The sequence below is a fragment of the Leyella lascolaii genome (assembly GCF_900079775.1).
GTDB lineage: Bacteria > Bacteroidota > Bacteroidia > Bacteroidales > Bacteroidaceae > Prevotella > Prevotella lascolaii.
On record NZ_LT556038.1, the window covers coordinates 465,445 to 478,001 of the forward strand.

10 protein-coding genes and 1 pseudogene are annotated in these 12,557 nt (G+C 46.5%); 7 read left to right on the top strand and 4 right to left on the bottom strand.

The features are described from left to right. The first annotated feature begins 41 nt into the window (after positions 1–41). The 3 genes from BN4609_RS07740 to BN4609_RS07750 all read left to right on the top strand — a co-directional run bounded on the left by BN4609_RS07740 (position 42) and on the right by BN4609_RS07750 (position 5,350). The gene (locus BN4609_RS07740; protein WP_004304269.1) at positions 42–647 is read left to right on the top strand and encodes an RteC domain-containing protein; all 606 of its coding nucleotides are present in this window, start codon (positions 42–44) and stop codon (positions 645–647) included. A 301-nt stretch (positions 648–948) separates the two neighbouring features. Continuing rightward, positions 949–2,079 (top strand): ATP-binding protein, encoded by a 1,131-nt coding sequence (locus BN4609_RS07745; protein ID WP_004291480.1) that lies wholly within the window; start codon positions 949–951, stop codon positions 2,077–2,079. A 16-nt stretch (positions 2,080–2,095) separates the two neighbouring features. Next, positions 2,096–5,350 carry a P-loop NTPase fold protein gene (locus BN4609_RS07750; protein WP_004291481.1) on the top strand — a complete coding sequence of 1,085 codons (3,255 nt, stop codon included), beginning with the start codon at positions 2,096–2,098 and terminating at the stop codon, positions 5,348–5,350. Between the two features lie 131 nt (positions 5,351–5,481). Here BN4609_RS07750 and mobC read toward each other — a convergent pair whose 3' ends face one another. From mobC to mobA, 4 genes and pseudogenes are all read right to left on the bottom strand, one after another. Further along, complete coding sequence (gene mobC, locus BN4609_RS07755; RefSeq protein WP_068856018.1) at positions 5,482–7,500, bottom strand: conjugal transfer protein MobC; 2,019 nt, start codon at positions 7,498–7,500, stop codon at positions 5,482–5,484. A 117-nt stretch (positions 7,501–7,617) separates the two neighbouring features. After that, positions 7,618–7,683 (bottom strand): annotated as a pseudogene (locus tag BN4609_RS17325) (YWFCY domain-containing protein); the annotation flags it as partial. A 30-nt stretch (positions 7,684–7,713) separates the two neighbouring features. Next, on the bottom strand, positions 7,714–8,961 hold the full coding sequence (gene mobB / locus BN4609_RS07760) for a conjugal transfer protein MobB (RefSeq protein ID WP_004291483.1): 1,248 nt from the start codon (positions 8,959–8,961) through the stop codon (positions 7,714–7,716). Next, complete coding sequence (mobA, locus tag BN4609_RS07765) at positions 8,940–9,368, bottom strand: conjugal transfer protein MobA (RefSeq protein WP_004291488.1); 429 nt, start codon at positions 9,366–9,368, stop codon at positions 8,940–8,942. Before mobA ends, mobB begins: the two co-directional genes overlap by 22 nt. Before the next feature lie 421 nt (positions 9,369–9,789). Between mobA and BN4609_RS07770 the strand changes: the two genes are divergently transcribed. From BN4609_RS07770 to BN4609_RS07785, 4 genes are read left to right on the top strand one after another with little or no spacing between them, the layout of a single operon-like run. Next, the gene (locus tag BN4609_RS07770) at positions 9,790–10,839 is read left to right on the top strand and encodes a ParA family protein (protein WP_004291492.1); all 1,050 of its coding nucleotides are present in this window, start codon (positions 9,790–9,792) and stop codon (positions 10,837–10,839) included. 2 nt (positions 10,840–10,841) lie between these two features. Next, positions 10,842–11,282, top strand: a complete 441-nt coding sequence (locus BN4609_RS07775) for a DUF3408 domain-containing protein (protein ID WP_004291503.1) — start codon at positions 10,842–10,844, stop codon at positions 11,280–11,282. Positions 11,283–11,284: 2 nt separating this feature from the next. Next, positions 11,285–11,638 carry a DUF3408 domain-containing protein gene (locus BN4609_RS07780; protein WP_004291505.1) on the top strand — a complete coding sequence of 118 codons (354 nt, stop codon included), beginning with the start codon at positions 11,285–11,287 and terminating at the stop codon, positions 11,636–11,638. 16 nt (positions 11,639–11,654) lie between these two features. Beyond that, on the top strand, positions 11,655–12,383 hold the full coding sequence (locus BN4609_RS07785) for a hypothetical protein (RefSeq protein ID WP_004304280.1): 729 nt from the start codon (positions 11,655–11,657) through the stop codon (positions 12,381–12,383). Positions 12,384–12,557: the final 174 nt, after the last annotated feature.

The following is a 12,557-nucleotide window of genomic DNA, read 5'->3' on the forward strand; positions in this document are numbered from 1 at the left end:
CACGCAGAAAACAAAGTGTAATTTTCAAAATTGACAGAACCATGAATTATTTCTTGCTGGCGGAAACCGACTTTTTCCGCCTGATAAACGAAGCCGGCGACTGCAATATGGAAACGGCATACACGGCTTTCGCCACCCAAGTGATCGAACTGTGCAACGGCGGCATGGACATGAACCTTACCGTCATCGCGCTTGCCTACATCGAAATCGAGTTGCAGCACCATCCCGTACGTAATCTGTCAGAAGAAAAAAGAGAGATTGCCGCCTACGTCAGCAAGGCTCTGTCTTTCGTAAGAAAGATGCAGAAATTCCTTGCCACGCCCCAAGTGCCACCACTAATATCCGCCAACAACGCAACAGAAACCACCGCCAGCCTTCTTCAATGGACGGGCAATGCCATCGACCTCGTGGAACTTATCTACGGCATAGACGTGATGGGCTGCATCAACAACGGCAATATGCCGCTCAAACAGCTCGCCCCACTTCTCTATAAGATATTCGGGGTTGATTCTAAAGACTGCTACCGCTTCTACACTGATATCAAACGCCGGAAGAACGAAAGCCGCACCTATTTCATTGACAGGATGCAGGAAAAACTGAACGAGAGAATGTTGCGTGATGAGGAGTTGGAGCGGATGAGAAAATAAAAAAATATCCATTACATATGAGAAGACAGGAATACTCGTATCCTGTCTTTTTATTTTCATTTAATTATATATTAATTAGCACAATATATGTGAGTTTTTCATTCCTATAAGGACAAATTTCAGAAACGTATGTCTGGTAAATTATTGAGTCATCATAGTATGAACATATATCATTACTAAAAACAATGAAACAACTTCCATAAGATTGTGGTTGTAAAAATCGCCATTTAATAGCCCGTTTTTTTTGTAAAATTCGCCAATTAAAAAAATATGATTATCTTTGCATTATATTTTATAAGGTATGGAAACAGTAAATAGAATACTTCAAGAGAAGATTACAGCACGAATCGCGCCCAATAAAGCAGTACTGATTTTTGGTGCTCGCCGTGTTGGTAAAACGGTAATGATGCGTAAAATTGTGGACAACTATTCAGGTAGGACGATGATGCTCAACGGCGAAGACTACGACACATTAGCACTATTGGAGAATCGCTCAATAGCCAATTATCGGCATTTATTGGATGGTATTGATTTGCTGGCTATTGATGAGGCACAGAACATACCACAAATCGGTAGTATTCTGAAGTTGATAGTTGATGAAATACCGGGAATAAGTGTCTTGGCAAGTGGTTCTTCGTCATTCGATTTGCTGAATAAGACTGGTGAACCGTTGGTCGGCCGCAGTACGCAATTTCTCCTTACACCATTCTCGCAACGGGAAATCGCACAGACGGAAACGGCACTTGAAACCCGCCAGAACCTCGAAGCGCGCTTGATTTACGGTTCCTATCCCGAAGTAGTAATGATGGAGAACTATGAACGTAAAACAGACTACCTACGTGATATTGTCGGTGCATACCTGCTTAAAGATATCTTAGCAATTGACGGCTTAAAAAATTCGAGCAAGATGCGCGATCTACTGCGATTGATAGCTTTTCAGTTGGGCAGCGAAGTTTCTTACGAAGAGTTAGGTAAACAACTCGGCATGAGCAAGACGACCGTTGAAAAATACCTCGACCTATTGGAAAAGGTCTTCGTTATCTATCGTCTGGGGGCTTATTCGCGTAACCTACGCAAGGAGGTTACAAAAGCTGGCAAGTGGTACTTCTACGACAACGGCATTCGCAATGCCATTATCGGGGCTTTCTCACCGCTGGCCATTCGGCAGGATGTCGGTGCGCTGTGGGAGAACTACATCATCGGAGAGCGGCGCAAAGCGAACTTCAATGAGGGACTGCACAGGGAGTTCTATTTCTGGCGCACCTACGACAAACAGGAAATCGACCTGATTGAGGAGAGTGCCGACAGTCTTACCGCCTTGGAGTTCAAGTGGGGAAATAAAATGCCGGCCGCACCGAAAGCCTTCCAAGAAGCCTATCCCTATGCCGAGTTTCATGTGGTAAATCGGGAGAATTATTTGGAGTTCGTATAATCAATAAATTACGTATATGGAAACAAAACTACAATCCAAACAGCAATATCCGCGGTTTATCCAAAATAAACCGTGTGGTATTGACAAATTCGATGGAGGTTCGCAAGAAAGGTTGGCAAAAACTATTGCTCGCCATTTTTGTCAGAATGATTCATTGGATGAGGAATGTACTTTACCTCGAATTATCGGCATCGAAGGTATTTGGGGATCTGGAAAATCCAACGTGGTTAAAATGTTGGAACGTGAATTATCAGACGACTATTACTTTTTTGAGTATGACGCATGGGGACATCAAGAGGACTTGCAACGCCGCTCTATATTGGAATTGCTTACAAGCAAACTTATTGATGATGGTATCCTATCTGGAAATGCAACAATAAAAGTCAAAGGTGGAGGTACGAAAACCGTATCATGGTCTGAAAAGCTGAAATATTTATTAGCCCGTAAAACGGAGACCGTAACCGAAAAATATCCCCTTATCAGTAATGGTATGGTTGCGGCATTTTTGGTTGCAGTTTTAACTCCGATATTTACATTTATTGCGTATGCAGTAAAACCTACACCCACAACATGGTGGTTTTCTTTATTGTCTATTATCATAGCTGCACTGCCAGTTCTTATTGCATTGTGCGTTTGGAAATGGGCATATAGCAAAGATCATAAATATGGATGGAGTTATATGTTAGCTATTTATCAAGATAAAGTCGAAAAGGACGTTTGCTATGAGACTTTGAGCGAAGACGAACCAACGGTTTACGAGTTCAAAACATGGATGCAAGACATTTCTGATTTTATCAAGGAAAAAGGACAACGTAAATTAGTCCTTGTTTTTGACAACATGGATCGTCTCCCCGCTGAAAAAGTAAAAGAATTATGGTCTTCTATCCATACGTTCTTCGCCGATAGCGGTTTTGAAAATGTTTGGGCTGTTATTCCTTTCGATGAAACACATTTAGCTTGTGCATTCGGAGATGAGACCGACGAACAAACGAAACAACTGACCAAGTATTTTATCAATAAAACTTTCCCTATTGTTTATCGTGTTGCTCCTCCTGTTATTACCGACTATCGAAGTATATTCAACAAACTGTTTGTTGAAGCATTTGGAGAAACAGAAAATGAAGCGAAAGAAACTATAAATCGGATATTCAGATTGGTAAATCCTAATGCCAATGTTAGGGAAATTATATCATATATCAATGAGATGGTCGCTCTTAAACAAGAGTGGTGTAACGAAATTTTGATGATAAACATAGCATTGTTCTGTTTGAAGAAGACGGATATTCTGGCAAATCCAGTAGAACAAATATTGTCCGGCGACTATCTGAATGGCATTCAAACAATAATTAACAATGATCTGCAAACACAACGCGAAATTGCAGCTTTGGTATATGGTGTCGATGTTGAAGATGCTCGACAAATTCCATTGAAAAAATATATTGAAGGCTGCATCAACGGAGAAGAAGACCACGACATAAATCAATATGCAGAGACTAATAAACAATTTGACACTGTATTAGAAGAAGTTATACAATGTATGGACAATGCGCTTATCGATAAGATTATACATTGTTTGCATAAATTAACTCGAAAGAGCGATGTTATTCTGCGTGTATGGCAAAGAATAGCACAATTGAAATTAAAAGAATCCATAGAGAAGCAGGTGTTCCCTGTCGAATACCAAGAACTGCTGTTGCATTTAGACACGGAAAGCCAAAACCATGTGATTGCTCAATTATATAAGAAGATAGTTCGGTTCAATGACTTCAATGGCGGCGACTATTTCAAAACGTTAGATGCAATAGACAGGTTTATTGCGCAAAATAAGTTGGCGTGCGATTTTACGTCATTGATTGAAGCAAAAACAGTCAAGCCAAATACATTTATCGATTATATTCAAGCTGCAAATGCAACAGATGCTGCCTATCGGGATAACGCGACAACTAAAGCATATAAATATTATCAAGTAGCAACAAATTCGGAGGCGCTCGATAATTATTTGGCAAACTTACTACCCGATAATTTCGACCATGCAGATATTGTAAAAACGTTAAAAGATAATTCTACCTATACGTTTCCAACGCTTTTGCAAGCGATCACGAATTGCATTGATGAACAGAATGTAAATAAAGATAATATAGGGGCTATATTTACAACCTATCGTTTATTGGCATCTGACGAAGAAAGACCTTTACCTGTAACGTTAGATTCAACCTACATAAATCAGTTGCATTCTGAATTAGAAACTGATGGCCGAAACATTAAAGAGTCTGGATATTACGATTTAGTCGCCATGCAATTGGCACATGGTCATTCCGTTTCCTTAATAGAGGGTGGAGATATAAAATATGTTGCAGAACTCATGGACTATTATGTGGATCATGGAGACTTATTAGTAAATAGTGTGGGATGGAATATACCGCTATTAAATGAAACACTACAATACATGGTAAATCATAAACTTGGCTATAAATTATTGCTCTCAGACATATTGCCCCAATTTGAAGATATTAAGAACAGAATAGGTGTAACGGATGAGGTATTTATCGAGCATTTAGCAGAGTGGAATACCGATTTGGATAAGTATATCACTAAGAACAATATTAAAGATGTAATTCCTGACGCATCTTTTTACGATTTGACCACTAAAATAAGCAATGTCCTGACCGATCATATCAATAAAATAGCGTTCGAAGCGTTGTCTGAAATAAGTGTTGATACATTATACGCCCAAAGAACAGCACATACATCATATTATTGGTTTGTCGCAATAAAACATTTACTGGCTAAAATCAAATCCTTGCCAGATAACTTGACTGAATTTGGCAAAAAGATTCTGATGGATATTGCTTCTGGAACTCAAAGTTTGAATCCTTTCCCTAATTGTTTCAAGAATATAGTTGAAAGATTGGATAAACGAAAAATTAAATCGACAGTTACCGATATAAGAAATGATTTCTGCATCGGTAAAAAGACTATCAATGCAATAAAGTTTCAATTTTTCGAAACATGGCTTAGATCGCATGGTAATTTGAAAAGTCAAGCTGGAGACGTTATTGATAAAATAGTGAAACCTGTAATTTCCGATGGGGCATGCCGTTCATTGATTCTGCAAAACAAAGATTTTTATATGGATTTAATAAATACAGCAGGGGATGATGCTTATGAATTGAAAAAGAGTCTCCGAAACCTCATACAAAAAGATTCAGATCCGCAATTGGTTAAATTTGTCAATTCGATAGATTCAGTACCTGAGGTTGAAACCGCGTAAGTATTTGTCTAACAAGTCCGAATTTTACGATTTTACCCGTCAGAACTGAAGTGCCCCCCAAAAAAATTGTATCCAACTTTTGGGGGTCACTTCAAACTTCGATAGGGATAATTTTCAATTTTGGGGACTTGTTAGACAGTCTCATTATCTGGTAGCAGTTTACACAGCACCGGATCGTTTTTGATACGCTCCAGTTCCTCCTGCACAATCTGCTTCACCTCTTCCTTGATGCGCCGGTAGTTCGCCTGCACCGTTTCCTTCATGCGGTCGTTGCCGTCCTCGTCCGTGAAGTTTGTAATGACGGGAATTTTCTTGTAGGCACTTTCTTCCCGTTTCACCTTTTCGGCATCCACCACAATCTCGCAATGAAAAATCTTCTGCTCGATACGCTCGTTGAAGTTGTCGGATACAGAACCGACAAACATTCCCTGCGTAAGCCCGGAAATCTTACTCGGTGGAATGAGCGCGTCCATCTGCGTGTTGATGGAGGTGGAAACATCCTGCCGGTTGATGGAGATGGACTGCCGTTTCTGCAACACCTTACCGAACCGCTCGGAGAGCGTCTTGGCTGTTTCCCCCACCACCTGACCGGAGAAAATATTGCCGACAGTGTTCATCACCACTTTCGCCTCTTTGTCCCCGTAGTCACGCACTAACTGGCTGAAATCCTGAAAGCCCAGACACACGGCAACCTTGTTGCTTCGGGCGGTAGCTATAAGATTGTCCAACCCTTTGAAGTATATTGTGGGCAACTCGTCGATGATGACCGATGACTTCAGCATCCCCTTCTTGTTGATGAGCTTCACGATACGGGAATTATACAGACCGAGTGCCGCACCGTAGATATTCTGACGGTCGGGATTGTTACCCACGCAGAGGATTTTCGGCTCTTCGGGATTGTTGATGTCCAGCGTAAACTCGCTGTCTGACATCACCCAGTAGAGCTGCGGTGAAATCATCCTCGAAAGCGGGATTTTTGCCGACGCTATCTGACCCATGAGCTGCTCCGCAGCCCCTCCAAGCCACGCATCCATGAACGGCGAAAGGTAGTTCTCCAGCTCCGGATAAGAGGTCAGTATCGGAAATATATCCTCGTAACGGCGGTTCAGAAAMTCGATAGCATGGGGAAACGTGCAAAACTTCCCGTTCTGATAGATTTTGAGATACCAGATAATACTGGCAAACAGAATGATAGGTGACTCCACGAAGAAGTCGCCCTGCTTTTGCACCCACGTTTTATTGAGGTTGAGCATTATTGTGTAGGCACTCTCATAGGCATCCGTAATATCTTCCATAAAATCCGGGTGAATGGGATTGCACCGATGAGAGCGTCGCGGGTCGTCGAAGTTGATCACATAGAACTTCGGCTTTACCTTGTAGCCGTCCGGGTGGTTCAGCAAATGGTTGTAGGCAATAGTAGATAGGTCGGGATACTTGAAATCGTAGATGTATTGACTAAAGCCCTTTTCAATCTGTTGCTTGATAAAATTGTTTACCACGGCATAGGACTTGCCGCTGCCCGGCGTACCCAACACGATGGACGCACGGAAGGGATTAACTACATTGATCCAACCGTTGTTCCAGCGTTTCCTGTAATAGAAACGTGTCGGCAGATTGACCGAATACTCGCTTTCGATAAGCCTCGTTTCCTGCATGAAACTCTCGTTCTCGTTGTTGAAAACATCCTCCATCAAATTGTGTTTCAACAGGCGGCTCATCCACAGACCACCCATCAACAGGCAGACATAGCCCGTTCCAATGGTAAGGACATACAGTCCCGTCACCGCTTCAAGCGGCAGCGGCAGGGGCAGCAACCACCAGTTCAGGAAAAACAGCACGAACCCGACGGCAAATGCTGTCCAGATTCTCCCCCAAGTGATTTTCTCACCCTTGACACCCTTCGTACCCAGACAGGACAAGGCAAGCAAAAGGACGGAAAACAGCTTCGTGTAGAGAATGGAATGGAACAGCCCCGCCGTGCGGTCGAAGTTCAGAAGGATTTTGTCCACCACGCCGATGTTCACGCCCCACAGCCGGATGGCTTCGTAGCAGAACCAGTACACGTTCATGACCACTAAAATGATACTCACGGCACGCAGAAAATCCATGATTTTCGCCAATGCCCTCAAATCGTCTTCTTGTTGTGACATACATTGATTTTTTAATTGTTGATACTCTGATTACATACCCAAGCCCTTGCGTTTTTTCTTCTTTTTGCGCTTCATCGCCCGGATGAAAGCCTCTTCCTCGGCATCTACCGCCGGNATACTCACGGCACGCAGAAAATCCATGATTTTCGCCAATGCCCTCAAATCGTCTTCTTGTTGTGACATACATTGATTTTTTAATTGTTGATACTCTGATTACATACCCAAGCCCTTGCGTTTTTTCTTCTTTTTGCGCTTCATCGCCCGGATGAAAGCCTCTTCCTCGGCATCTACCGCCGGACCTTCGGGAGTGAGCAAGCCCATACCGCCCGATATATCTTCACTGTCGTAGGCGGTCTGCCCGTGTGCCTTGTCCGCAGCATCCACAGGGATGGATAGCGGTATCGGCGGTTGTCCGGCGTATGGCAGGGTGAAGTGTTCCTGCAAGGCATTCGCCGAAAGCTCCTTACCCATGCGCGAACCGTTCAGCACGCATCCCGTGCGGTGGTCGATGAAGGTAGCCCCATAGATGCGCCCTTCCTCTGTGTAGCGCAGTACGGTGTCGATGCCCTTCTCTTTGAGTTGGGATACAAATTTGTCCTTGTCATAAGTGCCTTGCAGCACGGAAAGGACGGTGCGTTTCGTCATGTCTGCCAGTTTCCTATCCTTGATTTCCGATTTGGAACGGACAAACTTCTTCTGTACGGCTTCATAGCCTGCGGACTTCCCGAAAAGCGAGGATTTGAACGGGTTGCCCACCTTGTTACCCTTGTCGTCCGTGACGGAATAGACCAGCCCGTGATACTCCCGTCCGCGCACGTTGCCCCTCGCTTCCTCCACCGTCATATTATATAAGGAAAGGAGCGCACGGTATTCGCCCATCGTCTGGAAACGGTACTGCCCATTCAGAGCCTTCACGGTGTTGCCTACCTGCTTCTTCACATCACCTGCCGATGCGGCCACCTTGCGCAACGGATTATCCAATCTCTGATTTTTACGTTCTGCCGGATGCAATCCGTACTTCTGTTCCAGTTCCCTGCGGATACGGTCGCTGCGGCGGTAGAGAAAATCCCGGTTGAGCCTTTTCCCGTTCTCGTCCACGTTGACCGTCACGATGTGCAGGTGGTGGCGGTCGATGTCCTCGTGCTTGAATACAAGATAAGGCTGGTTTCCGAAACCGAGTTTTTCCAGATACTCGCGGGCGATATTCTGCAACTCAATATCGGTCAGCACATCCTCCGGGTGCGGGTTGAGAGAGATATGCACCACCGGCTTCTCGATCTTCATCTGCGGTGGCAGGAAGGTGAGAAAACCCTCCATCGCCTTGCCTATGTCCACCGTTCCCGAACCGTCATTGTAGATGCGGTTGGTGGTGAGAAGCCGCCCCTGCGCCTCGTTAATCTTCTCCCCGTTGTAGGCAATCGCGCCGTACAACGAACTTCCTACACTGATTTTTGCGACCATTTTGCCTCCATTTCCCTTGAAAGTTCCACAATCCGGCGGCTCAGTTTCACGAGTTCGACGGTGTGTTGCTCTAATTTGTAGAGCAACGCCATCGCCTTTTTCTCTGAAAAATGCAGCCTCAGTTCCTTCACGACTTGGTTGTAATTCGTACCCACGGCACGGAATTGTGCATGAAAATCCGACAGTTTGGTGTAATAGTCCACCAACGTCTTGTCCACCTTCAGCACCTTGAACGGTTGCCCGAAGAAGTGCGCTTTGAGGAAAACAGACCGTGCATAGACACCCGATTTTCCGAACATGGCGAGGAAACGGTTGTGTTCCTCCTCGTTGAAACGGACGGTGTACCGGTACACCGCCGGATCAAGTTTGGGATTTCTCCCTGATTTGCTTTTCCTTTTCTCTTTCATATTACTTTGGATTTAGCGGATTGACGGCATAAGCCGCCGCTTCGGATTACAGCACCGCAGTTCTGAAAGGCTTCCCGACTTCGGAGGGAAAGCCCGCCCCCTGCAAGGGCAAGTGCTTTTCGTGGCTGCTCAAAATATTTTGAGCGGCTGAAAAGACATCTTGCTATGTTCAGGTGAACATAAAAATCCGTCAGGGGACGGATTGGGAAAATACCTTTCAGGACTCCGGGCCGCGCGTCATCGGCGAACCCTGCTGTCCGGGTGCAAAGTTACGCCCTTAAAGCGGTATCGGACAGATGCTTGACCCGGTCAATGACTGCCAACCGGCGCAACGTGCCGCCACTTGCCGGAGAAGTGATACAGGTTCCAAAATATACTTGTTTATTTGCAGCATGATTCAAGAAACGAACGATTTGAAGATATGATAAACGGAACATTCAAATACCCGGAAATCCGCTTCTTCGGATACTTGCCGAAACGGATACCCGAACCGTCGGAAACCCGGTTCTCCGACAATTCGGTGACGTATGGATTCAATGACTTCATGACGCAATGTCGTCAATCACCATTTGTCCGACGCACCGCTTCACCACAGAACCGGATACGCGACGACCCGCCTGCGTGTGTAGTCACGGAAGCGGATGGTGCGACAGCCAAATCCGTATGGAAACAGAAAAACAAATCATCAACAATTAAAATAAATGGAACTATGAGTAAGGAAATCTTCGTTGCATTCGCAACACAGAAAGGTGGCATCGGCAAATCCACTGTCACGGCACTTGCCGCCAGCTACCTGCACAACGTGAAAGGCTACAATGTCGCCGTCGTGGACTGCGACGACCCGCAGCACAGCATCCACGGGCTGCGCGAACACGAAATGGGGCTTATCGACAGCAGCACCTACTTCAAGGCTCTCGCTTGCGACCATTTCCGCCGGATCAAAAAGAACGCCTACACCATCGTCAAAAGCAATGCGGTGAACGCCCTCGACGATGCCGAGAGGATGATTGCCACTGAGGACGTGAAACCCGACGTGGTGTTCTTCGACATGCCCGGCACACTCCGAAGCAACGGCGTGATAAAGACGCTCTCGCAGATGGACTACATTTTCACTCCGCTGAGTGCCGACCGCTTTGTCGTGGAGAGTACCCTGAAATTCGTCACGATGTTCCGCGACAGGCTGATGACTACCGGACAGGCGAAAACAAAGGGGCTGCATCTGTTCTGGACGATGGTGGACGGCAGGGAGAGGAACGACTTGTACGGCATCTACGAGGAAGTGATAGCCGAAATGGGCTTTCCGGTACTTTCCACCCGCTTGCCCGACAGCAAGAAGTTCCGCCGTGACCTTTCGGAAGAGCGCAAGAGCGTTTTCCGCTCCACCATCTTCCCGATGGACACGGCACTGCTGAAAGGGAGTGGCATCCGGGAGTTTTCCGAAGAGATAAGCGACATCATCAGACCGCAGTGAGCATGGGCAGCAGGAAAGTGAACACGGAAGGCATCGACGAGGAACTGCTGTTAGCCTCCATCGGGCGGCGCACACAGGACGGGACACTGCGCCCCGCACAGGAAGTACCCGCAGCTGCACCGACCGAAGAGGACACCGCCGCACCGGAACCATCTCCTGTGCAACCCGTAACACGGGAAAAAGCGCAGAGGGAAAGTGGACGCCGGAAAAGGCAGGACGAGGACTACAACGAGCTATTCCTGCGCCGCAACGAGATAAAGACCCGCCAATGTGTCTATATCAGCCGTGACGTCCACGGCAAGATCCTCAGAATCGTGAACGACATCGCCGGAGGGGAAATCTCAGTAGGCGGATATGTGGATACCGTGCTGCGCCAGCATCTGGAACAGCACAAGGAGAGAATCAACGAACTGTACAAGAAACAACGTGAAGATCTGATTTGAAAATGGAAAAAGAAATGACACCGAATGAAAAAAGACCACAGCAAGACTGCGGAGGTATGTTTACCCAAGTGCAGGCGAGTGTGGAAATACTGTCGCCTGTCCCGGTAAGCGGCAAATGCAGTGAGAAGGACTATGAACGCCTGTTCATCCGCGACCCGGAAGTAAAGGCACGTGAGGGGAAGATGGCGTATGTGCGCCCGGAGTACCACGAGCGTATCATGCGTATCACCCGTGTAATCGGGCATGACCGGCTTACGCTGTCCGCTTACATCGACCATGTGCTGACGCACCACTTCAACCAGTGCGAAGATGCGATAAAGAGCCTTTATGCCCGAAATTACAATTCAGTATTCTAACCAAAAACGGAAGGATATGAATTACACAATCAGCATGACAGACATTCTGCTGGCGGTATCGGTCGGCTGCAACCTCTGGTTCCTGTTCCTGCTCCTTTACGAGCGCATCATGGACACGCGGATTGTCCGCTTCTTCAAGGGCATTGTCGGATTATGGCGGTCACTGGACGGGAATGAGGCTAAACGCATAGCGGCACACGAGGAAGTCCCTGCGGAAAAGGCGGACATCATCGGCAAGAGCCGTTTCAGGATGGCATCCACCCGGACAACCGCTGCCATACCGACGCAAGAAGCCGCCACTATTGAAAAAGGCATTGAGCTGTCGGAGGAAGAGGCTACTTTTGACGACGGAAAAACGGGAAACGCATCCCGCCCGGCACAAGTCCCGGAGGAAAAACTCGATGAGACCTTCACGAGCATACCGCCGGAGGAACTGGGATACGGGGACGACGAACCGGAAGAGGACGCCTCGGACACGCCACGGGCTTCGGGCAGCAGCTTTGACGAGATTGACGACGCCTGCAAGACCGCCAAAAACCCGGACGCGACACAGGCGGAACGTGAAAAGGCGGCTAAGGTGTTCACCGACATGGAGGGCACGGAGTTGTACGAGAAAATGATGGAAGGCTCTTCGGAGATAGGCATCCGCATCAAGGGGCTTATCGAGATTCGGCTGAAGAAATCTGAAAAGGAGTTCGTCGTGCCGGACAACATCGAGGAGTTCGACATTCGCAACTATGTATGACAACAATAAAAGAAATGAACATGAAAGAATGACATCAACCCACGCGGCGAGGAAACGCAAGGCGCATCCCCATCCGCAACGGACACGCCCACGTCCGTGGAAACAAACGGGCATCCACTAAAACCAAAGTAAAGAAACAAAGTATCAACCGCCCGACAAAGGACCATCCACCCT